General features: G+C 62.2%; 26 protein-coding genes and 2 pseudogenes. 20 read left to right on the forward strand and 8 right to left on the reverse strand.

Translation table 11 applies throughout. The features are described 5' to 3' along the window. Positions 1–111 precede the first annotated feature (111 nt). Positions 112–336, reverse strand: coding sequence for a hypothetical protein (locus tag Pcatena_RS07295; RefSeq protein WP_126423010.1), 225 nt, complete (start codon positions 334–336; stop codon positions 112–114). Positions 337–520: 184 nt separating this feature from the next. Here Pcatena_RS07295 and Pcatena_RS07300 point away from each other — a divergent pair, with 184 nt between their 5' ends. The 7 genes from Pcatena_RS07300 to Pcatena_RS07325 are packed head-to-tail and all read left to right on the forward strand — an operon-like array spanning position 521 to position 9760. Beyond that, positions 521–2257 carry an N-6 DNA methylase gene (locus tag Pcatena_RS07300; protein ID WP_172596414.1) on the forward strand — a complete coding sequence of 579 codons (1737 nt, stop codon included), beginning with the start codon at positions 521–523 and terminating at the stop codon, positions 2255–2257. Then, complete coding sequence (locus Pcatena_RS07305) at positions 2254–2781, forward strand: hypothetical protein (RefSeq protein WP_126423014.1); 528 nt, start codon at positions 2254–2256, stop codon at positions 2779–2781. Before Pcatena_RS07300 ends, Pcatena_RS07305 begins: the two co-directional genes overlap by 4 nt. 45 nt (positions 2782–2826) lie before the next feature. Further along, the gene (locus tag Pcatena_RS07310) at positions 2827–4629 is read left to right on the forward strand and encodes a type I restriction-modification system subunit M (RefSeq protein WP_126423016.1); all 1803 of its coding nucleotides are present in this window, start codon (positions 2827–2829) and stop codon (positions 4627–4629) included. A 2-nt stretch (positions 4630–4631) separates the two neighbouring features. Next, a complete protein-coding gene (locus Pcatena_RS07315) occupies positions 4632–5894 on the forward strand; it encodes a restriction endonuclease subunit S (protein ID WP_126423018.1) in 1263 nt (420 codons plus the stop codon). 4 nt (positions 5895–5898) lie between these two features. Then, entirely contained in the window at positions 5899–6795 is an 897-nt protein-coding gene (locus Pcatena_RS08190) for a type I restriction endonuclease (RefSeq protein WP_198433395.1), read from the forward strand. Continuing rightward, the gene (locus Pcatena_RS07320) at positions 6696–9032 is read left to right on the forward strand and encodes a DEAD/DEAH box helicase family protein (RefSeq protein WP_198433396.1); all 2337 of its coding nucleotides are present in this window, start codon (positions 6696–6698) and stop codon (positions 9030–9032) included. The genes Pcatena_RS08190 and Pcatena_RS07320 overlap by 100 nt, the downstream gene beginning before the upstream one ends. 8 nt (positions 9033–9040) lie before the next feature. Next, complete coding sequence (locus Pcatena_RS07325) at positions 9041–9760, forward strand: AbiTii domain-containing protein (protein WP_126423020.1); 720 nt, start codon at positions 9041–9043, stop codon at positions 9758–9760. A gap of 238 nt (positions 9761–9998) precedes the next feature. Here the strand turns inward: Pcatena_RS07325 and Pcatena_RS07330 are convergent, their stop codons facing one another. Then, complete coding sequence (locus tag Pcatena_RS07330; RefSeq protein WP_126423022.1) at positions 9999–10325, reverse strand: winged helix-turn-helix transcriptional regulator; 327 nt, start codon at positions 10323–10325, stop codon at positions 9999–10001. A gap of 151 nt (positions 10326–10476) precedes the next feature. Between Pcatena_RS07330 and Pcatena_RS07335 the strand changes: the two genes are divergently transcribed. Both Pcatena_RS07335 and Pcatena_RS07340 read left to right on the forward strand, forming a co-directional pair. Continuing rightward, a complete protein-coding gene (locus Pcatena_RS07335; protein WP_126423024.1) occupies positions 10477–10830 on the forward strand; it encodes a cupin domain-containing protein in 354 nt (117 codons plus the stop codon). 234 nt (positions 10831–11064) lie between these two features. Next, the gene (locus Pcatena_RS07340) at positions 11065–11319 is read left to right on the forward strand and encodes a hypothetical protein (protein ID WP_126423026.1); all 255 of its coding nucleotides are present in this window, start codon (positions 11065–11067) and stop codon (positions 11317–11319) included. 165 nt (positions 11320–11484) lie between these two features. Here Pcatena_RS07340 and Pcatena_RS07345 read toward each other — a convergent pair whose 3' ends face one another. From Pcatena_RS07345 to Pcatena_RS08325, 3 genes are read right to left on the reverse strand one after another with little or no spacing between them, the layout of a single operon-like run. Then, positions 11485–12456 (reverse strand): TlpA family protein disulfide reductase, encoded by a 972-nt coding sequence (locus Pcatena_RS07345; RefSeq protein WP_126423028.1) that lies wholly within the window; start codon positions 12454–12456, stop codon positions 11485–11487. Between the two features lie 30 nt (positions 12457–12486). Continuing rightward, the gene (locus tag Pcatena_RS07350; RefSeq protein ID WP_126423030.1) at positions 12487–13389 is read right to left on the reverse strand and encodes a 4Fe-4S binding protein; all 903 of its coding nucleotides are present in this window, start codon (positions 13387–13389) and stop codon (positions 12487–12489) included. Next, complete coding sequence (locus Pcatena_RS08325) at positions 13382–13471, reverse strand: CD1871A family CXXC motif-containing protein (RefSeq protein WP_022094046.1); 90 nt, start codon at positions 13469–13471, stop codon at positions 13382–13384. Before Pcatena_RS08325 ends, Pcatena_RS07350 begins: the two co-directional genes overlap by 8 nt. Positions 13472–13600: 129 nt before the next feature. On the opposite strand from Pcatena_RS08325, the gene Pcatena_RS07360 reads away from it, so the two are divergent. Together Pcatena_RS07360 and Pcatena_RS07365 are read left to right on the forward strand one after the other, a co-directional pair. Beyond that, on the forward strand, positions 13601–14293 hold the full coding sequence (locus tag Pcatena_RS07360) for a response regulator transcription factor (protein WP_126423032.1): 693 nt from the start codon (positions 13601–13603) through the stop codon (positions 14291–14293). Then, a complete protein-coding gene (locus Pcatena_RS07365; protein WP_126423033.1) occupies positions 14290–15441 on the forward strand; it encodes a HAMP domain-containing sensor histidine kinase in 1152 nt (383 codons plus the stop codon). The genes Pcatena_RS07360 and Pcatena_RS07365 overlap by 4 nt, the downstream gene beginning before the upstream one ends. A 60-nt stretch (positions 15442–15501) precedes the next feature. Here the strand turns inward: Pcatena_RS07365 and Pcatena_RS07370 are convergent. Together Pcatena_RS07370 and Pcatena_RS07375 are read right to left on the reverse strand one after the other, a co-directional pair. After that, positions 15502–15903 (reverse strand): annotated as a pseudogene (locus Pcatena_RS07370) (restriction endonuclease subunit S); the annotation flags it as partial. A gap of 19 nt (positions 15904–15922) precedes the next feature. Further along, entirely contained in the window at positions 15923–16024 is a 102-nt protein-coding gene (locus Pcatena_RS07375) for a TetR family transcriptional regulator (RefSeq protein ID WP_198433398.1), read from the reverse strand. A 195-nt stretch (positions 16025–16219) separates the two neighbouring features. Between Pcatena_RS07375 and Pcatena_RS07380 the strand changes: the two genes are divergently transcribed. The 7 genes from Pcatena_RS07380 (at position 16220) to Pcatena_RS07410 (ending at position 22393) form a co-directional block, all read left to right on the forward strand. Beyond that, a complete protein-coding gene (locus Pcatena_RS07380; RefSeq protein WP_126423034.1) occupies positions 16220–16948 on the forward strand; it encodes a lantibiotic protection ABC transporter ATP-binding protein in 729 nt (242 codons plus the stop codon). Beyond that, a complete protein-coding gene (locus tag Pcatena_RS07385) occupies positions 16945–17715 on the forward strand; it encodes an ABC-2 family transporter permease (protein ID WP_126423035.1) in 771 nt (256 codons plus the stop codon). The genes Pcatena_RS07380 and Pcatena_RS07385 overlap by 4 nt, the downstream gene beginning before the upstream one ends. Continuing rightward, a complete protein-coding gene (locus tag Pcatena_RS07390; protein ID WP_126423036.1) occupies positions 17715–18530 on the forward strand; it encodes an ABC-2 family transporter permease in 816 nt (271 codons plus the stop codon). Before Pcatena_RS07385 ends, Pcatena_RS07390 begins: the two co-directional genes overlap by 1 nt. Before the next feature lie 91 nt (positions 18531–18621). Beyond that, complete coding sequence (locus Pcatena_RS07395) at positions 18622–19284, forward strand: response regulator transcription factor (protein WP_126423038.1); 663 nt, start codon at positions 18622–18624, stop codon at positions 19282–19284. A gap of 26 nt (positions 19285–19310) precedes the next feature. Then, positions 19311–20708: a sensor histidine kinase gene (locus Pcatena_RS07400; RefSeq protein ID WP_126423040.1), complete on the forward strand. Its 1398-nt coding sequence runs from the start codon at positions 19311–19313 to the stop codon at positions 20706–20708. Between the two features lie 180 nt (positions 20709–20888). Then, on the forward strand, positions 20889–21317 hold the full coding sequence (locus tag Pcatena_RS07405) for a CYTH domain-containing protein (protein WP_126423042.1): 429 nt from the start codon (positions 20889–20891) through the stop codon (positions 21315–21317). A gap of 113 nt (positions 21318–21430) precedes the next feature. Continuing rightward, positions 21431–22393: an Abi family protein gene (locus Pcatena_RS07410; protein WP_075844146.1), complete on the forward strand. Its 963-nt coding sequence runs from the start codon at positions 21431–21433 to the stop codon at positions 22391–22393. A gap of 577 nt (positions 22394–22970) precedes the next feature. On the opposite strand, the pseudogene Pcatena_RS07415 reads toward Pcatena_RS07410, so the two are convergent. Continuing rightward, positions 22971–23795: pseudogene (locus Pcatena_RS07415) on the reverse strand (IS110 family RNA-guided transposase); the annotation flags it as partial. Between the two features lie 132 nt (positions 23796–23927). Between Pcatena_RS07415 and Pcatena_RS07420 the strand changes: the two are divergent. Both Pcatena_RS07420 and Pcatena_RS07430 read left to right on the forward strand, forming a co-directional pair. Beyond that, positions 23928–25088, forward strand: a complete 1161-nt coding sequence (locus tag Pcatena_RS07420; protein WP_126423046.1) for an IS256 family transposase — start codon at positions 23928–23930, stop codon at positions 25086–25088. A 731-nt stretch (positions 25089–25819) separates the two neighbouring features. Next, positions 25820–26032: a YlcI/YnfO family protein gene (locus Pcatena_RS07430; protein ID WP_172596416.1), complete on the forward strand. Its 213-nt coding sequence runs from the start codon at positions 25820–25822 to the stop codon at positions 26030–26032. Positions 26033–26035: the final 3 nt, after the last annotated feature.

Here is a 26035-nt window from a genome sequence, read left to right on the forward strand (position 1 = left end):
CTCCTCGCTCTTCCGTATGAGTTGCGGGCTCGAGCGTTCTTCTCTCCATACGAAAGCGCGTCGTGTGTTTCCGCACGACGCGTCGCCATCGTTGTCCTTGTCGGCCAGCCTCTATGCGGCGAGCGGCACGACCTTTTCGTCTCGGGTATACGGGATACCCCAGAGCGTGAGGGTATCCTCGAAGTCGGTTATCAAGCAGTCGTCGGCGTGGCCCTCCACATTGTCTGCCGCGTCTGCGAGCGAGTAGTCGTCAGTCGGCTCGAACGTGACGGTCGTCTCGCGCTCGGTGGCGTCGAACATCATCTCTGTGAGGACGCCCTTGCTTGCCTCGCGCACGAAGGCATTTCCCTCGGGCGTGACACCCCACGAAAGGGCTCTGTTTTCGGTTCCGCTTTATCTCACCACGGTCTTCTCGTCTGCCATTATGGTTTCTTCTAACCAAAGACTGTGCTTGACTCTTTCTGAGGATATGGTTATCGTTAACCACAGAAGTACGGTTAACTATAACCAGGAGGCAACATTGTCATTCTCACCTGAGCAGACCAGCCGTATCATGATTGCAAAGGACCTCGACCACATAGAGCCCTCGAGCGGCATGGGCGTGGACGCCAACCTCGCGGCATACGCCGCCTTCCTCCTGATAGAGAAGGGCCTTGACCGCCACGACATCGACCACGAGCAGTACCTCTCGGTCGTAGGCGACCACCAGCTCGACCCAATCCTGCGAGACCGCTTCGTAACTGATTCCGACGGGTCCTTCGAGAGCGCCGCCTTGCGCCTCTGCTCAAGCTCCTACACTACTGACGAGCTGCGCGACTTCGTGCTCCACTATAACGTGGATGAGGACAGGAACTTCGGACTGCGGAGGGAACTCACGACCCCCGAGCCCATTCGCACCCTCGCGCTCGCCGTCCTCGATTGCCACGACGGCGAGCGCCTCTACGACGCGTGCTGCGGCGCCGGGTCCTTTCTCGTCGACGCCATCGAGAGGACTCCCGACATCAGGACCTACGGCGTCGATGTAAGCAAGGACGCGGCATGCCTGGCTGTCGCGCGCATGAGCCTGCTCCCGGGAGACCGCCCCATCGCCTTCGGCGACGTGTTCCACAGACCCGCCCTCGGCACCTACGACAAGGTCTTCATCAACCCGCCCTTCGGCATGAAGCTACCCTTCATGCGCAACCCCGGCGCCGACTACCTCGCCCCCTTCGTGGAAGAGTCCGACCCCATGGGACGTCCCGCTTCCGCTGACTGGGTGTTCGCCCGGCTCGCATACGACTCCCTCGCCGAGGGCGGCACCGCCGTGGCCATCGTCACCAACGGCGCCCTCGGTAACGGCGGCGACCAGCGGGCGCGGCGCTACTTCGTCGAGAACGGGATGCTCCGCGCCGTCGTGGCGCTCCCGACCAGGCTCTTCCGCTCGACCGCCCTCGGCTGCGCGCTCCTCGTGCTCGGCCGCAACGACGGGCCTGTCCGCATGGTGGACGCCTCCGACCTCGCCGACGAGGGCCGGCGCTGGAACTCGCTCTCCGACGAGGCCGTTTCTGAGATTGTGGGCCGCATCGGCGCCGGCGGTCCTATGAGCCGCCTCGCCGAGCGCGCCGACATTGCCTCGCGCGGCTACAGCCTCTACGCGAGCCGCTACCTCGGCCAGGCGCCCGACCTCGTGAACCCCAGGCCTCTCGGCGACCTCACGCTCGCCATCGAGCGCGGGGCGGGCTTCAGCGCGAGGGAGCTCGACACGCTCACGACCGAGGAGGACACGGGGCTCTTCTACGTGCGGCTCTCGGATATCGAGGACGGCGCAATCTCGGACGACCTGCCGAACCTCACCAGCCTCAACGATAAGACCGAGAGGCAGTGGCTGCGCACCGGCGACCTCGTGATCTCCAAGAACGGGGCCCCCTTCAAGGTGGCCGTGGCGGACGTCCCCGAGGGCAGGACCATCCTCGCCAACGGCAACCTCTACGTCATCAGGCTCGACACGGAGCTCGTCGACCCCTACTTCGTGGCGGCGTTCCTCGCGAGCGAGGACGGCAAGCGGAGCCTGGAGCAGATGGTCGTGGGGACGACCATCCCCAACCTGCCACTTCGGAACCTCAGGCAGATACAGATACCCGTGCCGCCGGCCGACGTGCAGCGCAGGGCCGCCGAGGGGTACCGTGCCCGCCTCGACGAGATCTCCGTCCTGAAGATACGCATCCGCAAGGCCCGGGAGGCTGCGGCCGGCGCCTACGACGAGGCGGTGGGGCGTTGACGCCCCTCTCCGCCGCCGAGCTCGACGACCTGGGGCAGACCGTGGGAGAGCGTCTGGAAGACGGCCTCCTGCCGGCCCTCACCATGGCGAACCGGACCGGCGAGCTCGATGAGCTACTGCGCCTCCTGGGGATGTCCGGCCTCCTGGGCGACGACGGGCGGGCCGAGGTCCGCCCCACCAAGGTCCTCGTTATCGGCTGCAGCATGACGAGCGAGGGGAAGCTCCGGAGCATCGCGAGAAGGCGCGGCATCTCCTCCAACGATCTAGAATGCGCACTCGACTACGACGAGCTGAAGCACTTCAACTTCGCGAAGCTGCGCAGCTCCTACGTCTACCGGGCCGTTCTCGTGGGGCCTATGCCGCACAGCACGCCCGGCAAGCTGGGCGCATCCAGCGCCGTCACGGAGATGGAAGCGCACCCAGAGACGTACCCGCCCGTCATAAGGGTCGAGGACTCCAACAGGCTGAAGATAACGAACAACAGCTTCGCGCGGGCGCTGGACGCGCTGAACGCCACCTATTGAGGTCTTAGAATATAAACCATGGCATCGATGAAAGGCTAAACCGAATTGGCTAACGAAAGAGAGCTCCAAGCCACGACCACAAAACAGGCCACCGAGAAGGCAGCACTCGTATGGAGCATCGCCGACACCCTGCGCGGGCTCTATAAGCCCGTCGAGTACGGACGCGTGATCCTGCCCATGACCATCGTAAAGCGCTTCCACGACTGCCTGTTGCCCGCGCACGAGAGGGTGCTCGAGACCGCCAAAAGGACTGCAGGGCTCGACGTACGCGACGGATTCCTGCGCCGCGCCTCGGGCTACGACTTCTACAACACGTCCTCCTTCACGTGGGAGACCCTGCTGGCCGACCCAGCAGGCATAGAAGAAAACTTCACGGACTACCTTCAGGGCTTTTCCGAGAACGTGCAGGACATCCTCTTCCAGTCCGGCATGAAATTCGACAACGAGATCCGCACGATGGCCGACAGCGGCGTGCTGTACCAGGTCGTCAAGGACTTCGGCGGCAGTAAGGGCGACTTCGGTCCAGACAAGATAACCGAGGTCGAAATGGGTGGTATTTTTGAAAACCTCGTGAGCCGCTTCTCCGAGACCGACGAGGCCGGAGAACACTTCACCAGCCGCGACATCGTCTACCTCATGACCGACCTCGTCATCGCCGCCGACCCGCGCGTGTTCGAGGGCGACCACATCCGCCGACTCGTGTACGACGGCTCCATGGGCACCTCGCAGATGCTCAGCTGCATGCGCGAGCGGCTTCTCGCACTCGACTCCGAGGCAGACGTGCAGACCTTCGGGCAGGAGCTCAACCCGTTCACCTTCGCCATCGCCAAGGCCTCGGCGCTCATCCGCGGCGAGGACGCCGACAACATGCGACGCGGCAACACCTACGACAACGACCAGTTCCCCGACTACGAGTTCGACTACGTGATTCAGAACCCGCCCTTTGGCATCTCGTTCGCAGCACAACAGGCTGCCATCAAGGCCGAGCACGCCAAGGGCAACGAGGGACGCTTCCCCTGCGAGCTTCCCGCCGTAGGTGACGGGCAGACGCTCTTCGCCCTGAACGGCCTCGCCAAGCTCAAGGACGAGGGCATTATGGCCATCGTCCAGGACGCCTCCCCGCTCTACAAGGGCAAGCCTGGAAAGGGCGAGGACGATTACCGACGCTACATCCTGGGGAACGACTGGCTCGACGCCATCGTGCAGCTCTCGACGGACTCCTTCGTAAACACGGGCATCGCCACCTACATCTGGCTCTTCGACAAGGACAAGCCCGAAAGCCACAGGGGCAAGGTGCTCCTCGTGGACGCCAGCAACGCCTTCGTCAAGCGCCGCAAGGGCATCGGCAACAAGAAGAACGACATCACCAGGACGTGCCGCGACCTCATCGTAAAGGCCTTCGGCAACTGGGCCGACGGTACCTGCGAGGGCACGGCCGAGGACGGCTCCACCGTGAGCGTGGAAGCAAAGCTCTTCGACTCGACGGAGTTTGGCTTTGACCGCATTACCGTGTACACGCCCGAACGCGACAAGAACGGCGATGTCGTCCGAGACCGAAAGGGCAAGCCCGTCGCCAAGACAGACGAGGGAGGCAAGAAGATTGCCGACACCGAGGATGTGCCCCTGGGCGAGGACATCGACGCTTACATGGCGCGCGAAGTCGAGCCTTACAACCCTGGCGCCTGGTACGACAAGAAGAAGGTCCAGCGTGGCTACACCATCCCGTTCACGCGGGCGTTCTACAACTACAAGGAGCTGGAACCCGCCGAAGAAATCGCCAAGCGCATCGTCGAGCACGAGAAGACACTCGAAGCCAGCCTTGAAGCGCTGTTTGGTGAGGGGCGATAAACGTGGCACGAGAGATGAAGGATAGCGGTTTGCCATATATTGGGGTGATTCCTACCCAATGGAATCTATTCCGGCTTAAGGCTTTTTTCACCCCATACGCAATAACAAACAAACCCGATGCCAGGGTCTTATCGCTTTATCGTGATTATGGCGTGATACCCAAGGACAGCCGTGACGACAATCACATTGTCACCTCACTTGACACATCAAAGTACAAGTATGTGAACAGAGGTGACTTTGTAATCAACAAAATGAAGGCCTGGCAAGGCTCTATGGCCTTGTCTGGTTACGACGGCATCGTTAGCCCTGCTTACCACGTTTTTAAGTTCAGGTCGGAAGGGCTCTGGCCTCGGTATGCTCATTATCTTCTTCGTTGCAGCTCGCTCTCTGATCTCTGGAGGGGACTTTCAACCGGGCTTCGTGTTGGGCAATGGGACTTGCACGTAGATGACTTCTTAAACACCTATATTCCTTTGCCGCCACTTAATGAGCAGCGACGCATTGCCGACTATCTCGATGCCAAGTGCACTGAGATTGACGGAGCTATCAAATCTGCCGAAAGTTCGATTTCTGATTACAAGGCATATCGCAATGCCCTTGTTTATCAAACAGTAATGCATGGTATGAGCTCTCATAGCCAGTCAGTAAAAGAAAGCGGCGTTTCCTATATCGGGACCATCCCCCAAAACTGGTCGTGCGTGCCTATAAAGTTGCGATTCGAAATAGTGAAAAGAATTGCCGGCGGAGGCGGATTCAAGGTTCTTTCAATTACGCAGAAAGGTTTGAAGCCAAAGGACTTCAGCACTGGCAAAGGGCAGTTTGCTAGAAGTTATGACAACTATCAAATAGTCGAACCCGGTGACTTTGCCATGAATCACATGGATCTCGTTACAGGATGGGTTGATTTATCGAGTCAACTTGGAGTGACGAGTCCTGATTACCGGGTGTTCAAAGCGCGCGACGAATCTATGGAAAAGCGCTATTACCTGTACGTCTTTCAATCCTACTATTCAGCGCTGATTTTCTATGGATTCGGGAAGGGCATCTCTGGCAAGGGACGTTGGCGTCTGCCAGCCCCCGCCTTCTACTCGACTATGATCCCGGTACCTCCGCTTAACGAGCAGCATGTTATAGCAGACTATCTTGACGCTAAGTGTTCAATAACTGATGAAGCTATTACAAGTAAGCAATCCATCATTGACGACCTCAAAGCCTACAAGCAATCGCTCATCTACGAAGTAGTCACCGGAAAGAAGGAGGTGTAGCCCCATGGCGACCGATACAAAAGAACGCAACTTCGAGGAGGACATCGAAGAATATCTCACTTCAGAGGAGGGAGGTTGGCTCAAGGCCACCGACAAGCAATCCTTTACCTACATCGAGGACGGCTCCTATCAAACCTGGGACAACCACGGTTACTCCGACCTTCCCGGCCATGGCGTGGACATCATGACCCTCGTGGACTACGTCCAGACCACGCAGCCAAAGACATGGGGCCTATTCGAGAAGCGCTGCAAGACGGCCGACCCCACCCGGATGTTCTTCAAGGCCTTCCAGGACGCGGTGAGCCACGATGGCATCCTTCACGTGCTGAAGCATGGGTTCAAGCACCGTGGGCTCAAGTTCAAGGTCGCCGCATTTCGCCCCGAGTCGGGGCTCAACCCCAAGACCGAGAGACTCTACCGGAAGAACTGCCTGCGCTGCATCCGCCAGTTCCACTACTCGGCCACCGACACGCGCAACACCGTGGACGTGGTGCTCGACGTGAACGGCATCCCGCTCGTCGCCCTGGAGCTCAAGGACCAGTTCACGGGACAGACCCACGAGGACGCCATCCGTCAATGGAAACTCGACCGCGACCCGCGCGAGGAGGCTTTCCGCTTCGACTCGCGCATCGTGGCGTTCTTCGCCGTGGATCTCTCGCAGGCGTGGCTGGCGACCGAGCTCAGGGGTGAGGACACCTACTTCCTGCCGTTCAACCAGGGCTCGAACGGACCCGGTGTCGACGGCGGCAGGGGAACCCGCCAAACCCCGACGGCTATCAGACGAGCTACCTCTGGGAGGATGTGCTTCAGGCCGACTCCCTGCTCGACATCCTCAACCGCTACGAGCATGTGGAGGAGAAGCAGGAGACATTTATCGACGCGGATGGACAGGAGCAGGTAAAGACAGTTCGGCACATTATCTTCCCGCGCTACCACCAACTCGACGTGGTGCGCAAGATCACGCGTGACGTATGTGCCAAGGGGCCGGGGCACAGCTACCTCGTGCAGCACAGCGCGGGTTCTGGCAAGTCGAACTCCATCGCGTGGTGTGCCTACCAGCTCTCCACCATGTTCGACGAGAGTAACAAGCCCATGTTCGACTCCGTGGTTATCGTGACCGACCGCACGGTGCTCGACCGACAGCTCCAAGAGACCATCAGCGGGCTCGACCACCAGCAGGGGCAGATTACCGTCATCGACGACAAGTGCACCTCCAAGGACCTGCGCGACGCACTCAACGACGGAGCCAAGCTCATCGTATCCACCCTGCAGAAGTACTCGATGATCTACGAGGAGGTGCATTCGATCGGCAAGAGGTTCTGCGTCATCGTGGACGAGGCCCACAGCTCTCAGACCGGCAGCCACGCCATACATCTCAAGCAGGCCCTGGCGGACACCGAGGAGGCGCTCAAGGAGTTCGCCGACTACGAGGAGCAGTGGGAGGACGCGAGCGACTACGAGCGCGACGGGATGCTGCGCCAGATGGCCGCGCAGGGCAGGCACGACAACATAACCTTCCTCGCCTTCACGGCCACGCCCAAGAAGCAGACGCTCGAGCTCTTCGGGGAGGAGATGCCGGACGGCTCGTACGTGCCCTTTCACGTGTACAGCATGCGGCAAGCCATAGAGGAGGGGTTCATCCTGGACCCACTCGCCAACTACGTGGCCTACGAGGAGGCAGTGCGGCTGGCGAAGTCCATCCCCGACGACCCCGACGTGCCAAGCTCGCCCACGCTCAAGCTGCTGCGCAAGTATACCGAGCTCCACCCCTACGCCATCGGACAGAAGGCCCGCGTCATCGTGGAGGCCTACCGCGAGATAACCAGCAGGAAGATTGGCGGGCGCGGGAAAATGATGGTGGTCACCGGCTCGCGGCTCGCCGCCGTGCGCTACCAGCACGCCATCAAGAGCTACATAGAGTCGCAGGGCTACGGCGGCATCGAGGTGCTCGTGGCCTTCTCGGGCGCGCTGCAAGACCTGGCAGACGGCGCTGAAGGCCCCGAGTACACCGAGCCCGGCATGAACATAGGCCATGACGGCCAGCACGTGAAGGAGTCGCAGACCAAGAAGGAGTTCCACAACTGGGGCGCCATCCTCGTGGTCGCCGAGAAGTACCAGACGGGCTTCGACGAGCCTCTGCTCCACACTCTTGTCATCGACAAGCGGCTGCGCGACGTGAAGGCGGTGCAGACGATCTGCCGCATCGACCGCACATGCCGGGGCAAGACGGACACGCTCGTCATCGACTTCGCCAACACGCGCGACAACATCCTCAAGGCTTTCCAACCCTACTACACCGAGACCGACCTCGCCGAGCCCATCGACACCGACAGGATCTACGGCCTTTTGCGCGAGATCCACGGTTACCACGTGTACACGGCGGAGGACGCCGACGCAGTCGCGTCGCTCGAGTTCGGCAAGGACCGCAAGAACGTACAGGGCAGAATCAAGTCTCTGCTCACCCCCTGCGCCAAGCGCTACAACGAGCTTTCCGAGGAGGACCGTTACCAGTTCCGGCGCAAGGTCCGCAGCTTCATCAAGTGGTACGGCTACGTGACGCAGATCGTCCGCATGTTCGACCGCGATATGCACAAGGACTATGTGCTGCTCTCGTACCTCTCGCACCTGCTAACGGCCGACAAGATCAACGTGGACGCCATCGACGACAAGGTGCAGATGGATTACTACAAGCTCAACGAGACCTACCGCGGAGCCATCGAGCTTGCCGACGAGAAGGGAAAGCTGGAACAGAACGATAAGAGGGCCCAGAGCAAGCTTAACAAGCGTAAGGACCCGCTCTCCGAGCTCGTGGCCAAGATAAACGAGGAGTACGCCGGCGACTTCACTGACGACGACCGCGTGGTGGTGGACGCGCTGTACCGCCGTCTGTCCCAGAACGAGCGCGTGCGCGAGAGTCTCACGCACGACGGCGAGACCGTCTTCACCGACAGTACCTTCCCCAAGATCTTCGGCGACGAGGCCATGGACGCCTACATGGGAAGCCAGGACGCCTTCGCCTCCATATTCCAGGACAGGGAGAAGTACGAGGCCATCATGAGGGCCATCGCCGAGATGCTGATTAGACAGGCACATCGTGGGTGGGACGAGGACGACGATTCTGATTCCGATGACGAGTAAGGAGACGGATGCCAAAGAGCCAGATCATCATCGACGCCGTTAACGGTGACGTGCCCATCGAGAAGTCCCTCAAGAGGCTTCAGGTGCTTGCACATGATGTGCACAACGAGGAGCTTGAGAGGTGGGCGGAGAATGAGCTGACGGGATACCTGGGGACTGATGAAGTCCCAGATTACCGCAGGACGAAAAGCCTGAACATTACTAACTCAGGATTCAATCTGATGGTTCAGGTCAATAACGTCCCACTTCCTGTCGGATGTTTAAGCAGCGACACGCTCGACGAGATTGCCGACGTTCGAATCAGAGAGGATATTCTTTCCGTCCAGAAGTTCTCCGAGACAGATCCTGGCGGATACCGTGACCTCTCGTTTCTTGCCGGCGAGGTGCTTGAGAAGTCCGGCGGCATACAATGCGTGAGTATTCGTCAGCTCATTCCCTCTTCCGCCTATGGCAAAGTCCTTGCAGAGGTAAACAACCGCATCATCAAGGCGCTGATGATGCTTGAGGATCAACACGGCAAGCTCGACAAGCTTGGTATTAGGGTAGATGCCTCAAAGGCAGCACAAGGCAATGCCGCCATCAATGAGACTCTTGGCCTCCCCGTTCAGATCGTCGAAAAGGAATCTTGGACTTCTAAGGTTGCATGGAACATCATTATCCCCATTATTACGGGCATCGTAGGCACCGTTTTGGGAGCATTGGCGACCATCTGTATGGGCTTGGGTTAATGATGCCCGAACACTTGCAGCATCTTTGAAGACACAGATGGTGTGAATGCGATTTCTTCAGGAGATGCATCGAGGACGGCACCTTCGCGCACTGGACAAAGAGGCTTCGTGAGCTTTTGTAGGCCTCCTCGATGACGCGAGCCTTCCCTCCCGCCGCCTCCACGCATCACCCGTAGCGGGCGCGGGCCGCTCGGCCGCTTGCGCTCACCATGGGACGCGCCCCCAAGCAGAGTGCCCGCTACGAAGCAATCGTCTTGTAATAAGCACCGAAGTCTGCGAGCGAGTCCATGACGGGTATCATCTGACGGCCGAGTTCGGTGAGGCCATACTCGACGCGGGGAGGATTCTCGCCATAGTCATGGCGAAAGACCAGCCCGTCATCCTCCATCTGCCGCAGGCTGTCGGTGAGCACCTTCTGAGAGATTCCCTCGAGGTCGCGGCGTAACTCGTTGAAACGCCAGGGGCGTATGCGCAGGTTACGGATAATGAGCAACTTCCACTTGCCGCCGATGAGCGCCACCGCCGTCGCGACCGGACACTCCGGAAGCTCCTCTTTCGCCTTCACGGGAGACCCACTTTCCTCGATCGTGCCGGTTTCAAAAAAAGATACGCAGTTACAAATATGTGCGTACTCGTATTTGCATGTGTCTTTGCGTTGAATGTATCCCACGCAGGAGATGCCTGCAAGGTAAATCAGCCTCAGGAGAGGAGCCATTATGGCCAATTACGCAAAGACCAACATCGGCAATGAGGGCCGTGTCGAGCTGCACGAGGTACTCGGGCTTACCGGGGCTGAGGTGAGCGTCAACAAGCTTCCCGCCGGCGCTGGCGTTCCGTTCGTGCATGCGCACAAGGATAACGAGGAGATCTACGGCGTGCTCGAGGGCGCCGGCTCGGCCACGATCGACGGCGAGGACATCGAGCTTGCCGCCGGCGACTGGTTGCGCGTCTCCCCCGCCGCGCACCGCCAGTTCCGCGCCGCGTCCGACTCGGGCATCACGTACGTCTGCATCCAGGTCAAGCAGGGGTCCCTCGACGCCTTTACGGCCGACGACGCCATCATGCTCTAATTCGCGATCAGTGCGCGAGGGGCCAACGAAGCTACGCGTTGGCTTCTCGCGCAAATCTCATGCTCGCTACCGCCTCTACCCCAGCCTCGAGCAGCAATGGGCCTACTACGCGCGATACATCGACTTCATGCCGCGCGAGCCGACCTCCCGACCCCATCTCGACCGTGGGCGTGCGACGACACGTTTCTGCAGGGCGCAGCGCGGCGCGAGGGTCTTGGGCGGTACGAGCGCTTCGTGCGCGAGGGCGGCGACGGCCACGTGCTGCTGCTGGAGCTCGGCGCGGGCGAGATGACCCCCGGCATCATCATGCTCCCGTTCTGGAGCATGATGGCGAAGCTGCCGGATGCGCACCTTTTGAACATCAACATCTCGGACGGCTCGGCCCCACTGCAGCTCGGGAGCAAGGCGGAGGCGATCCGGGCCGACTTGGGTCGGCTCGTCGCGACGCGTGAGTTCGCGATCTGGGACGTTGGTGCAATTAGAAGATGAGCCCTTCCTTTTCGGAAAGTCGCCCGTTAGAAGCCGCAGATCTTATTCGGGTAGTTTTCCCAGGGAATATAACCCAAACGGGACCTCTTTACGGCAGAGCCTATCTTACAGAGCAACGGACTACTTCGCACGGCGGCACACGATCCTCGCTATGCTTTGCGCTTTTTACTGCTCGCTATTCGCAATCGCCTGGTCGATAAGCTTGTCGAGTGCTGCGCGCTGCTCGGCGGAGCTGATGGGTCCCACGATTGGATCCCCTACGATGTTGCCATTCTGATCGATGACATACGTTGTCGGGAACGAGAACAAATTTGACGTAAACTTACCGGCCTCGCTATCCGACTTGAACCAGATGTTCTTATATGTCACGCCCTTCTTGCTCAGCACGTCCTTGGCATCTGCGATTGCGTCCTCGTTGCCATCGAGCGTAAAGGAATTGACGCCCACGACTTGACCGCCCTTCTCGGCAAGCTCCTGATTCAGGTTCTCAAGATCGCCCAGCTCGCCCACGCACGGCTTGCAAGTGGTGAACCAGAAGTTCATGACGGTGACCTTGTTCTTAGAGAACAGCTCGTCGCTGCTCACGTCGTTGCCGTCCAGGTCCTTGCCCGTAAAGCTGGGGAACTTCGTCGCCTCGCTCGAAGCATTGGCGCCAGCCGTCATGCCCGCGGCCGAAGCGTCGACGCTCTCGCCTGCGCTCGGTGTGCTTCCACAGCTGGGGAACTCCTTCTCCAAGCTCTCGAGCTTGTCCTCGATCTCCTTGATCTGCTGCGCACCGGCCTTGAGCGTCTTAAGCTCATCCGCCGTAAACTCATCCTTGGCGCCATCGATGGTCTTGAGCAGGAAATCGCCGTAATTGCTGCCGTCCTCAATCATTGCCGAGTCTTTATTTGCCGCACTGAATACCTTTTCCCATAATGCGTTGTCACTCGAAAGGATATCGTTCTCCTTCTGCATGAGCTTTGCATACAGCTCGGCGGCCTCGTCGGCATTGGTCGGCTCCTGCGCAATGAGCTCCGCGATCTTAGAATCGGAGCCCGCAGATTCGCTCGCTTTGCCACCAGGTGCCGAACACACCACAAGACACAAGGCCAGCACCGGCACCATAAACAGGGCCGCAATCTTAGAGAGCTTCATGGTCATTCCTCCGTTTTGTCGAAGCTTGTTTTACTTTTTATCAGCGGTCAGGGGGAGCTTTTCTGCCGGTACATCCAGGCCATAGCGATAGCTGATGGCATCGACGGGGCAGGCCCCGATGCACTTTCCGCACCGGATGCATTCGGCATGATTGGGTGCGCGGACCACATCGACGTCCATCTGACAAACCTTTGAACACTTGCCACACGAGACGCATTTGCATGCATCGACCCGAATCCCCAGTAGGGACACCTTATTCATGAGCGCATAGAATGCGCCGAGCGGACAAATCCATTTGCAGAAGGGGCGGTAGAACAAAACGCTCAGCAGCACCACGGCAATGAGAACAGCGAGTTTCCAGGTAAAGAGTTGGCCCAACGCAGATCGAATGCCAGCATTGGCAATGGCCAGAGGAATGGCGCCCTCGAGCACGCCCTGCGGACAGACGTATTTGCAAAAGAACGGGTCCCCCATCCCCAGATCGTTGGCCACCAGCGCAGGCAGCACTACCACGGCAAACAGCAGCACGAAGTATTTGATATACGTAAGCGCCTTGAGCCTTTTTGTCGAAAGCTTTTTGCCGGGAATCCTATGAAGCAGCTCCTGAAGCCAGCCAAACGGGCACAGAAAGCCGCATACAAAGCGTCCCAGCAGCACGCCGAGCAAAATGAGCGTACCGGTAACGTAGTAAGAAAAGTTGAACTTGGATGAACCCACCACCGACTGGAACGACCCGATGGGGCACGCACCCGATGCCGCGGGGCACGAATAACAGTTAAGCCCAGGTACACAAACTGTTTTTCCCGCACCCTGGTAGATGCCACCCTTGGCAAAGTTGGGCAGGTGAATATTGGTAACCAGCGTCGCCGCCGCCTGAATGAATCCTCGAAATCGGGCCAAAACATGCGACGCAGCGTTTTCTCTTTTATCCAATTCCGATACACTCCAAGCACAGCCTAATCGCTTTGGCCAGCACGGCATCCGCCTCGCCACGCATAACGCCAAAGCACACCATGGCAATTCCGACGATCAACAAAGCGACCTGTACCACGGGTTTTACCGCTTTGAACAACCCGACCACTCCTTTCGCTACGCGGCCATTGGACCATATCGACCATAAAATCCGTGTTAAGCGCGATTTGGAATGTGCAAGGAGACTGTTATGCGTATTTTGATCGTCGAAGACGAGCGAGCACTGTGCGATGCAATCGCGCGCAGCCTGCGAAACTTGGCGTACAGCGTCGACTGCTGTCACGACGGACAGGAGGCGCTCGACCTACTGAGCGTTGAGGCCTTCGACCTCGTGGTACTCGACCTCAACCTTCCCCGTATCGACGGCATGACCGTACTCAGGGAACTTAGGAAAACCGACTGCGAGACCAAGGTACTGATTCTGTCCGCACGTGGCGAAGTATCCGATAAAGTCGCCGGACTCGATGCCGGCGCCAACGATTACCTCACCAAGCCGTTTCATCTGGACGAGCTTGCGGCAAGGATTCGCAGCCTTACCCTCAGACGCTTTACACAAAGCGACATAGTTTTAACCTGCGGAAAGCTCCGCTTTGACACCAAAGCGCGCATCGCCTCCGTGGACAGCGAGGCTTTATCTCTTACGCGCAAGGAAACGGGAATCTTGGAATACCTGATGCTTAATCAGGGGCGTCCGGTAAGTCAAGAGGAGCTTATCGAGCACGTTTGGGATAGCAGCGTGAACAGCTTTAGCAACGCAACCCGCGTTCATATCTCATCGCTCCGGAAAAAGCTGCGCAGCGCTTTGGGATACGACCCGATTCGCAATCGGATTGGAGAGGGCTACGTTATGGAGGATGGAGAATGAAAGGGCTTTCGCTGCAATGGCGCATAACGATCATGACGGCACTGCTCACGTGTGCGGCATGCGTGCTGATGAACTGCTTGGTCAGCTATACGGGCATGCGCTACATGGATGCTATCGGCAATGACATCTCGGCCTTTAACGCAACCGGCGAAGATTCGCCCCGGGCGTTCGACCCAACGAAAGCGGCCCTCGATGACAAGGTTACGATCGTCGTAAACGACGCACAGGAGTCTTTTGGCACAACAGCCTGGTGCATCACGACTGGAGTCACACTCCTTGGCGGCGTGCTGGCATACTTTGTGAGCGGCCGCGCGCTCAAGCCACTACGGGATTTTGCCGCCCAGGTAGAGCGCGTGCAGCCTGACAACCTAAGCGAAACCAGACTCAGTGAAGATGTGCCCACCGAGCTACAACGATGCAGCGCCTCTTTCAACGACATGATTGCTCGTCTTGGCGAAGGGTTCTCTGCACAGCGTCAGTTTACCGGCAACGCTGCACACGAGCTGCGCACCCCGCTCGCCCTTATGCAAGCACAGATTGAACTATTCATCTCCGAGCACTCCGGTTTGCAACCCGAAACAGCCGAGCTGCTCGGCCTGTTACAAGAACAAACCGAGCGGATGTCGCGAATGACCAAGGTGCTGCTTGAGATGAGTGAGCTCCGCAGCGTTCCCTGCGAGGACGATATTGAGCTTGGCCCCCTGTCCGAAGAAGTCCTCACCGACCTCACTCCGCTTGCCGAGCATAAAGACATCGCCCTCAATTGCAGTGGATGCGCTCTGATAATCGGAAGCGACACGCTTCTCTATCGGCTGGTGTTTAACCTGGTCGAAAATGCCATCCGTTACAGCCGCCCTGGCTCGACTGTCAACGTCTCTATCCGCGACAACGACAGCCACGTGTTCCTGCGAGTTGAGGATCAGGGCCCGGGAATACCCAAGCAGTACCGTGAGAGCATCTTCCAGCCGTTCTTTCGCCTGGATAAATCCCGCAGCAGGGCATACGGCGGTGCAGGGCTCGGGCTAGCGCTTGTTTGGGAGATTGCGTCGCTCCATGGCGGCACCGCGGAAGTCGAATCAAGTTCCGAGAACGGAACCGTGATGCTCGTGACCCTTCCAAAACGGACTACAGCGCAATCAGATCGCTAAAACGGCGATACCGCGAGGCATGGCGCGGGTCTGCAAGATTGCACGGCCTCGCAACCCTTGCTATTGCGAATTTGAATTGCGCCATTCTGGGGCCTCGCGGTTCAGACCGGCAATTTTCCGCCGCGCCGCCCATATGGCCCTCGAAGAGTTCGCAACCGTAACAAACGTTGGGAGGCCCTTAGCGGCAGCCCTGGTTCCATCGGACCATTCAGTTCCGATCGCTTTGCGCGAGAAGTCGAGCAGGCGGTCGCGGTAGTACCCGTACTGCGCCCGGCGTACCCCGATCTCGGCAGGGATACCGTCGGTGAGCGATTTCGTTAGGGTGTCGAAGCGGTCGAGGATGTCGACGACCTTCTGCTGGGTGCCGATGGATGGGGCGGGAATCTCGACCCTCGATAAGTCCGCAGGCGCGGCTTCGATTACCTTTGTCCCTTTCGCTACCGTCTCCAGGGCTTGCCTTTTCGATTTAGCGTATTGCTCTTCAGATCATCGTGGTGTGCTCGTAGCCGCGCTCCGCGAGGAGCCGCTCGGCAACGTCGAGAATCTTCTCGACCGTCTCCTCCGGGTACTTATTGCGTGCCACAGGCACCTCCGTTCTTCTTATCGCGATAAACAAACCATGAGTGGCGTACAGGTCGAGAAGGGCTGGCGCCAAAAGAGCCCAACAGCCGTTACGGCTTCGTTAGAAACGCGCCCCACCATGGATGGTGAACCCGAAAGGTAAGGCGCGCGGGCACGGCGACTCGGCCCGCGCGCCCGGAAGAGAAAGGATAAACCCATGGGTTACATGCTCGAGACGCGCGGGCTCACCAAGCGCTTCGGCCGCGGCGACCAGGCGCAGGACGCCGTGGCCGACGTGAGCCTTCATATCCGCGAGGGCGAGGTGTACGGGCTGCTCGGCCCCAACGGCGCCGGCAAGTCGACAACGCTCAAGATGATCTGCGGGATGCTGCGGCCGACGGCCGGGGAGATCCTCTTTGCCGGGCACGCCTGGCGCCGCGAGGACCTCTACGCAATCGGCAGCCTCATCGAGGAGGCGCCGCTCTACCCCAACCTCACCGCACGCGAGAACCTGCGCGTGCGCACCACGCTGCTGGGCCTTCCCGAGAGCCGCGTAGATGAGGTACTCGCCGCCGTGGACCTCGCGGACACCGGGAAGAAGCGCGCCGGACGCTTCTCGATGGGCATGCGGCAGCGCCTGGGGCTCGCGCTGGCGCTGATCGCCCGGCCACGCCTGCTCGTGCTCGACGAGCCCACCAACGGCCTCGACCCCATCGGCATCGAGGAGCTGCGCGACCAAATCCGCGGCTTCGCGGCGGCGGGCACGACGGTGATCGTCTCGAGCCACATCCTCTCCGAGGTGCAGCAGATGGCGGACACCATCGGCATCATCTACGGGGGGCACCTCGCCTACGAGGATGCGCTTCGACCCGGGCAGGACCTCGAGGAACTCTTCATGAGCGTCTGCCGGGAGGGGCGACGAGCGCGCGGGGAGGTGGCGGCATGACGGGCGAGAAAGGCGGCCTGCTCGCGGGCCTGCGCGCTGAGGCCCTGAAGTCGCGCCACGCGGCACCGGTTCGCCTGGCCGTGCTCATGGCGCTGCCGATGCCGCTGCTCGGCGCGATGCCCTACCGGGGCGTGCAGATCTTCAGCGCGTGGAACTACTGGTACGCGCTCTTCCTGCCCGTGGCTCTCTCGCTCGTGGTGGCGTGCGTCGCGCGGGCGGACGCGCGCACGCGGATGCGGGGGCTTCTAGGCCTGGGCTTCCCGCTCGGGCGCGCCTGGTGGGCCAAGGCGCTCTGGTGCCTCGCGCTCTGCACGCTCTCGAACCTCGTGGTCTTCGGCATCTACCTCGCGGGCTCGGCGTTCTCCTCGCAGGGCCTCACGGCCGCGGGCACGCTCACGATGCTCCTCTGCGCGCTCGCCAACACGGTGACCGCGGCGTGGATGATCCCCGCAGGGCTCTTCCTCACGGCGCGGCTCGGCATGCTCGCGGGCATCTTCTGCCCGCTCGCCGCACAGCTCGTGGGTGGGTTCGCCTGGTCGCTGGTGCCGCTGCCGCAGCTCTTTCCACCGTCGGCGAGCATGGTCATCCCCACGAGCTTCATCCCCGTGCTGCCGAGCGGCGAGCCACTCGCGGCGGACATGGCGCTCGGCGGGGCGCTCACGGCGGACGGCATGCTCACACTGGCGGGCCTTGCGGTCTGCGCGCTCGCGTTCGCCGCGCTCACGGCGGCGGGCGCGGCCTGGTTCGCGCGCTCCGAGGAGAGGTGATGGCCATGACACGACTCTCCGACCCGGCGCCGCGCATGACTCTCCCGCGGGCCCTGCTCTCCGAGGCCCTGCGCCTGGCGCGCTCCCCGCTCACGGCGGTGCACCTCGTCTGCGGTCTGGCAGCCGGTCTTGCCTGCGGCGAGTACTTCTCCGTAACCCGATGGGACCCGGCGCTGGGCGCGGACGCCTACGCCCAGTTCCTCGGCGCCCTCATGCCGCTCATGTCCGCCATCGTCTGCGGGCTCGCCGTGGACGAGGAGCGCGCTGCCGGGCGCCTCGCCAACCTCACGGCGGTCCCCTCGCGCGGGCGCGCCGTCGCGGCGAAGCTGCTCGCCCTTGCGGCGCTCGGCGCGGGCGCGCTGGCCGTGGCGCTCGGCGTGTTCGGGGCCGTGCTCGCCGTCGCCGGGCGCCTGCCGCTCGGGCCCGCTCCGCTTGCGGCCACCTGGGCGGGCATCGTGCTGGGCAGCCTGCCCCTCTATGCGCTGGGGCTCGGCGTGGCCCTGCGCCTCGGCCGCAACGCCGCCATCGGCGCCGGCGCGGCGGGGATGCTCCTCGCGTTCTTCTCAGTGGGCGGACTTGCGCACGGCCTCATGACCGGTGAGCTCACCGGTGCCCTGGCGACGCCCCTGAGCTGGGTGCCGCTCGCCTGGCCCGCGCGCCTGGGGTCGCTCGGGGTAGAGGCCTTCATCGACGCCGCACGCGCGGCGGGCCCTCTCCTCACGACTGCGCTCGCTGGCCTCGTGCTCACCCTGGCAACCGCCGCCGTCCTTATCGCCTGGTTCTGCCGCTTCGAGGACGGGAGGGCAGATGCGTAGCGCGGCCGAGGCACCCGCGGCTGCGCGCGGGGCTCTGGACCGCTGAGCGCGGCGCAAGTACAATGCCGGCGGGAGTTTCAGGAGGTCGAACATGGCGAGGATACTGGCAGTGGATGATGAGCGGGCGATCCTCGACGCGCTCGCGCGCGTCCTCGGCCGCGACGGCCATGAGGTCGTCAAGGCAGCGGACCCGACGGCGGTCCCGGGGATGGACCTCTCGCGCTTCGACCTCGTGCTCTGCGACGTCATGATGCCGGGGCTCGACGGCTTCGAGCTCGTGCGGCAGATCCGCCCGGACTTCGACGGGCCCATCATCTTCCTGACCGCGCGCGTGGCCGAGGAGGACGCCGTGGCCGGCTACGGCCTGGGCGCCGACGACTACGTCCGCAAGCCCTTCGGGGCCGCGGAGCTGCGCGCCAAGGTCGCGGCCCATCTACGCCGTGAGCGCCGGCCGCGCTCACACGCCCTCTCCTTCGGGGAGGTGCGGATCGACCTCGGGGCGCACGGCCTCGCCGTGGGCGGCGAGGCCGTGCCGCTCACGCCCACCGAGTACGCCATCTGCGAGTACCTCGCCCGCCACCCCGGGCAGGTCATGAGCCGCGCGCAAATCCGCGAGGCAGTGCTCGGCTGGGAGAGCGACGCCGACGACGCGGCCATATCCATGCAGGTCAGCCGCGCCCGGAGGAAACTCTCCGAGGCCGGCGCCGACCCGATCGCGACCGTCTGGGGAATGGGGTACAAGTGGCAGCTCTGAGGACCGGGGCGCGAGGTCGCGGGGGCATGCCACTCTCCTTCGTCATCGCGCGTTACTTCGCCTACGCGTTCGCGGCGGTCGCCGCGGCGTGGCTCGCCTCGTTCATGGCGCTCTCCGCGGCGATCAACGCGGGCTTCGTCTACGAGGCAAGCTGGGGGCCGGCCAATGCGCGCGAAGTCGCGGAGGGCCTGGCACGCGACGGCGTCTGCGGGCAGCAGGACGTGCCGACGGCGTACCGCCACCTCATCCTGAACAAGGACGGATACGTGCTGATGACAGACCTCGAGGGCACGCGGCTCGAGGACGCGACGGAAATGGCCCGTGCGGCACTCGCCGCGGATCCGGGCACAGTGGAGATCGAGGGCGGGGGCTCGGGCCTCACCTACGCCGCGTTCCCGCTCAAGGGCGGCGGGGCCTGCGCACTCGTCAGCGAGTACCTGCCGCAGTGGGTCTCGCGCGACCTCGCCGGCCTGCTTCCCAACCCGCAGAACCTCATGCTCGTCGGCGCCGCGGCGGGAAGCGCGCTCGCGCTCGCGCTCGTGGCGCGCCGCGCGAGCCGCGTGATCTCGCGCAAGATGGCGCCGCTCGCAGAGGCGGCGGGGCGCGTCGGCGCGGGGGAGCTCGACTTCGCGGTCGGCAGCACCAACGTGCGCGAGGTGAACGACGTCCTCGCCGCGATGGACGCCATGCGGGCCTCCCTCGCCGAGTCGCTCGAGGCCCGCTGGGCCGCGGAGCGGGGGCAGCGCGAGCAGGTGGCGTCGCTCGCCCACGACCTCAAGACGCCACTCACCGTGCTGCGCGCCAACGCCGACTTCGTGGCGGAGGAGCTGGAAGACGAGAAAGACGCCGACCTCGCGGCCGCCGCGCGCGACATAGCCGGCAGTGTCGAAAGGCTCGACGGCTACGTGCGTCTGCTCATCGAGGCCTCGCGCGGGTCCGGCGGGGCGGAGAGGGCCCCCATGCGGCCGGCCGAGCTCTGCGAGCAGGTCCTCGCCGAGGCCGCCCAGATCGCCCGGGCGCGAGGCGTGACGCTCGACGCGGCCACGGGCCCTGCTGTCGCGGGCGCGCCCGAGGCCCCGCTCGACCGAACCGCCCTGGCGCGAGCCGCCGCAAACCTTGTGGTCAACGCCGCCGAGCACGCGCGCTCGCGCGTAGCGGTCTCCTGCGACGTCGCGGGCGGACACCTCGTCATCGAGGTGTCCGACGACGGACCGGGCTTCTCTCCCGCCGCCCTCGAACGCGGCTGCGAGCGCCTCTTCACAGACGACTCCTCCCGCTCCTCGCGCGACGGAGGCCGCCACTACGGGCTCGGCCTCCACGCCGCCTCCGAGGCCGCGAGCGCCCACGGGGGCTCCGTCTCGCTCGCCAACAGCCCCTCGGGCGGCGCGGTGGCCACCATCGCGGTCCCCCTGTGCGGGGCCTGACGACTCAGGCCCCGCACCGGCATGGCTCGCAACCAAACGCTTCCATCTTGAAATACGGGGAGTAAATAGCGAAATCGCAGGTGGAAGGGAGTAAAACGACAAAGAAAAAGCCTCCGTCCCAACGCGGGAACGGAGGCTCGGTTATCGTATTTACTCACCAACATCGCTGGTGGCTTTGCCGTGACTCTCGTACGAAACGAAACTCAGCGGCACAGTGCGGCACTCAAAAAAGCAGGTCAGAACCCTATCGGCCTACTCCCACTCGATGGCGTCGGTTCTGCCGTCCCGTCACTCCAGTTACACCCAGTTTTCGGCATCGACACGGAACGCGTGCCGCCGAATGACGCGATGTCGCGTTTCGTCGGCTTCGGGGACAAAAGCTGGGACAACCTCAAAAACTTTTTTCAAACTCAGGGCTTTGAGTTTTTGTTTTTGTCCCAAAGTGCGCGGCGGGTCGCCTTTGGAGGCTCGATGGCGCCGAAAACGCCCGTTTTGAAACTCAACCGCCCTTTTGCCCGCAAGCCGCCAGCTGCAATCGCAAGTGAATTAACGCGGGTGGCTTGCGCGCCATTTGCAAAACCCCAGGTCGCAGGTCTTCGCCATTCGTGAACAAAGTGAGTAGTCTCAGGTGGCTTGCTTATGAGTTGGCGAACGGGCCTTCAGGATTCAGGGCAAACATGCTGGTAGAATAGGATTCTCAAATCAATGACAGGAGACCGAGCATGGCCGAACCCCACGATAGGAAGCCGATCCTCACGATCGAGCAGCAGATAGAGCACCTCAAGCAGAAGGGCGTAGCCTTCGAACTGTGTTCCGAGGAAGAGGCCGCGGACTACCTGCGCGACAAGTGCAACTTCTTCAAGCTCGCATCCTACCGCAAACTCTTCTCGAAATACGAGGGAGGCCCGCGCGACGGCCGCTACGTAGACCTCGACTTCGGCCAGCTGCGCCTGCTCGCGGCGCTCGACCAGGAGCTGCGCCACGCCCTGCTCGGCATGACGCTCGACATCGAGCATTTCCAGAAGGTGACACTGCTTCGCGAGATGGAGGACCGTGGAGAGGACGGCTACGCCATCGTGGCCGACTACATGGCATCGCTTACCACTGCAAACAGGGAGTACCGCCTGCGCGAGCTCAAGATGAGCGGCCGCAGCCCCTACAGCTCGAGCCTCTACGCGAAGTACTCCGGCGACATGCCTGCCTGGGCCTTCCTTGAGCTCACCTCGTTCGGCACCCTCATCGACTTCGTGCGCTTCTGCGCCAGGCGATGGGGCGACAGGCGCCTCGAGGCCTCCCACTACGACCTCAAGCGCGTGAAGTCCGTCCGCAACTGCGCCGCGCACGGCTCGTGCCTGATCAACTGCTTCGCCGAGAGGGGCGCCGCCCGGGGCTCGGCGTCCAGCGGCGTCTCCCGAAGGGTCGCCGCCGTGGGGATTCCCAAGGCGACCAGGAGGAAGTGGATGGGGAATACGGCCATGCAGGAGGTCGCGACCGTGCTCGTGGCGCACTCCGGCTTGGTACCCGAGGGCTCCTCGCGCTCGCGCGCCGCATCCGAGCTCGCCGAGATGTTCGCCAGGGCCGACGGCGAAACCGAGGCGCTGCCCGACAAGGGGCCCGACGCCGCAGCTCGCTCCGCGCTCGAGTTCCTTCGCAGGTTGACAGAATCGCTCGGGTTGGTAGAATAGCCTGCAGATAGCAAAACCTTCACGGTTTTAGGGGCGGACTTGCGCAAGCGACTCTGCCCTATTTTTATATTCACTCGCTATAGGAGACGGATGATACCTGGGTCAATGACAGAACTGAGAAGCCCGGAATAATGGAGCCAGTTAGAAACCCTCGGGTTTGCGGGGCGGGATCATGAGAGCGATTCTGCCCTATTTTTTTCCTCCGTCTGCCCCAACCAAGTAGTTCGAAGATAGCCTGTAGGTGTCCTCGTGGGCGCCTTTTATAATATGAGCAGGACATTGTCAATAGGCAATGAAGGGCCAAGGGCGATTTCGTTCGCCCTTGGCCCAATCTATCTCCTCCGCAATCCCCGTTGACAGCGCGTGTCGGATCGACGCCCGTCTGGCAGTTTAATATTCGCCCATCGCGCAGAATGCGCCGGTGCATCTCGTTGCTACGGCCGGCCCCTCCGTCTCGTCTGTCTTTTGGCGTGCGTGGCGGCTTCGCCGCCGCACGAAAAAAATCCGAGGATGGAGGCCGACGCCCGTCGAGCCCGGGAATTCCGGGAAAGACCCGGATATGTGCGCGGCGCTCCCGCTAGGCGCCTTCCGCCATTCGGCCCACGGCCCAGCACCAGCAGGCCAGCTCGCGCGCCACCGCGACGTTGGCCACGCTGCTCTGCTTGCCCGCATCGTCCATGGAGCGGCGCCTGTCGACGAGCCGCCTCACGCCCGCGTTGGCGTGTCGCCTGGTCGCTGCGTCGACTACCTGCCCCTTGGCCAGGTCTTTCGGCGACCTCGACGCTCCCTTGTAGTGCCAGGCGGCCTCGACGAGCAGCTTTCTCAGGTGCTTGTTGCCGGCCTTGGTTATCCCGCCGCGGAATCGGGACTCGCCGCTGGAGTGCTCGGAGGGCACCAGGCCCACCCACGCCGCGAAGCCCGACGCCGTGGCGAACCTCGCGAAGCCGTCGGCCTCGCACGCGATCGAAGCCGCGGTGACCGCGTCTATACCCTTGAGGCATTTGAGCGCGTCGCAGGTCGGCTTCCATCTAGGCTGCTGGGCCAGCGACTTGACCTTCGCCTCGAGCGCGGCCTTGGCGGCGTCGGCCTCGCGCACGCGCTCGCAGTAGTGGTCCAGCGTCGCCATGGCGGCGGCGTCCCCGAGGTCGATGCGGCCCACCCACGCCCAGAAATCCCCGGTCCAGCGGTTGCGCCTCTGGCCGGCGGCGTTCCTCTCGTCGTAGACGAGCCCGTGCCTGAGCAGGAACTTCGAAAGCCTCTGCTTGGCGCGCACGGCGTCGTCGCGCGCGTCGGCCAGCGCCCGCGCCAAATCCCGCGCGCCCTCGCACTCGGCATCGGGCACGTGCACCTCGGTGACCACGCCCAGCGCCAGCTGCACCGCGAGGAACTGCGCGTCGCGCCTGTCGGTCTTGCGGGGTAACGTACAATCTCTTGCGCACTTTCACAGCAGCATAGCCTAGATACCAAAAGACACGGCTCCGGCCTTCGGTATGATTCGAGTTGTCTAGATTCGATCATATTAGGAGGCAGAGCCATGTCCGATCCCATCGTATCATTCGACGAGGCCGCCATGCGCGGCGAGCTCAGGGAGCTCGTCAGAAGAACAGTCGAGGACACCCTGAACGCCCTTCTCGAGGAGGAGGCCGACGATCTGATAGGCGCCGACCGCTACGAGCGGACGGCAGGGCGCGAGGCCTACCGCGCCGGACACTACGAGCGCGGGCTCACGACCACCTCGGGCCAGGTGACCCTCAGGATGCCCAAGCTCAAGGGCATGAGGTTCGCGACGGCGATCATCGAGCGCTACAAGCGCCGTGAGACCTCCGTCGAGGAGGCCATGATCGAGATGTACCTGGCCGGGGTCTCCACCAGGAGGATCGAGGACGTCTCCGAGATCCTGTGGGGCGCGAGCGTGTCGGCATCGACGGTGTCGAACCTCAGCGACAAGGCGTTCGAGGCCGTCGAGGAGTGGAGGAGCAGGCCGCTGACCCGCAAGTACCCCTACGTCTTCGTCGACGGCATCTACCTCAAGAGAAGCTGGGGCGGCTCCTTCGAGAACGTGGCCGTGATGGTGGCCATCGGCGTCAACGACGACGGCTACCGAGAGGTGATCGGGGCCGCCGAGGGCTTCACCGAGTCGGCCGAGTGCTGGCGCGAGTTCCTCTCCTGGCTCAAGGGCCGGGGCCTCTCTGGCGTGCGCATGTTCACCGGCGACAAGGCCGCCGCCATGACGGGCGCGATAGCCGAGGTGTTCCCGGACGCCGCCTACCAGCGCTGCACGGTGCACTTCTACCGCAACGTGCTCTCGAAGGTCCCCAAGTCCAAGCGCGCCGAGGTGGCCGCGATGCTCAAGGCCGTCCATGCCCAGGAGTCTCTGGAGGCGAGCACGGAGAAGGCCGGCCGTGTCGCCGCCAAGCTGGAGGACATGAGGCTGGCGGCGGCCGCCAAGTGCGTCCGCGACGGCGTCGCGGAGACGCTGACCTACACGCGCTTCCCCGCGCGGCACTGGAGACGCATCCGCACCAACAATGCCATCGAGCGGCTGAACCGCGAGATCCGCCGCCGAACGCGGGTCGTCGGCACCTTCCCGGACGGCAAGAGCGCGCTCATGCTGGCGACCGCGCGCCTGAAGTACGTGGCCGACAGCGAGTGGGGGTCGAGGAGGTATCTGGACGTGTCGCTGCTGGACGAGTGATCATGCCGACGGCTGGCGGTCGCCTGCTGGAATTTGCGCAAGATTATTGACAGTACCTTGTCTGCATTTTACTAAATACAAATTCAATGTATACAGAAAGATATAAGGAGTGGGAGGGATTCCGCCGTAGTTGGCATTGTAGGAAAATCCAAAAGTTTAGATTTTCCCACAATGCTTATCTTTTGGTCTTTGGTTCGGAATAGTGTAGTGCTGGCGGTCTATCTCTTGTTTTCGGTTGCTTGCTTCCTTACCGTACATGAGCATTGAGAGAAGGAGACAAGCAGATGTTGGGTTACGAAGAAAAGATATAGCGCCTCGAACTGCTCGACGCGGTGGCAGATGCCGGGAGGCTGGCGAGGGGCCTGGACCAGCTGCTCGAGTCCCTGGCTCACGCCGACCAGCTGGACCCGCTCGACGTCGAGGGGGTCCTGGCCCTGAGGTCTATAAGCGAGAGGTGTGCCGAGCGCATCGGCGACGCGGCGCGCATCCTGGAGGCTCAGAACGAGGTCCTCTATGCGGAGGAGCGGGCCAAAGTCAAACCGCGCGATAACTGAGGAACGAAACCCGGTCCGGAAACTGTTCCTTGATTCCGGCCGGATGATCTTCTCCGCCGCCCGGTGTCGCATTGTGTCCGAGCGGCTGATGTCCCCCTATTCCCAGTGCCGCGGCGTACCGCTGCGTTATAATTCAGAAAACGCATTTGTATTGCATTTCGAGGGATAGAGGCGCGAATGTCTAACGGCTATAAGGAGCTCATCAAGGGTAACCCCGGCGAGACCGAGATCAGGAGCTTCCTGGTAAACGGCGACCAGGTATCTGTGACCCTGCGCATCCCCGACACCCTGCGCGACGCGGCGAAGGAGGAGGCTGCCCTTCGCGGCATGAGCTTCTCCGCCTTTGTGCGCACTTGCATGATCGAAGAGCTCGCGAAGAAGGGACAATAGCCC

The sequence above is a fragment of the Parolsenella catena genome (assembly GCF_003966955.1).
Taxonomy (GTDB): domain Bacteria; phylum Actinomycetota; class Coriobacteriia; order Coriobacteriales; family Atopobiaceae; genus Parolsenella; species Parolsenella catena.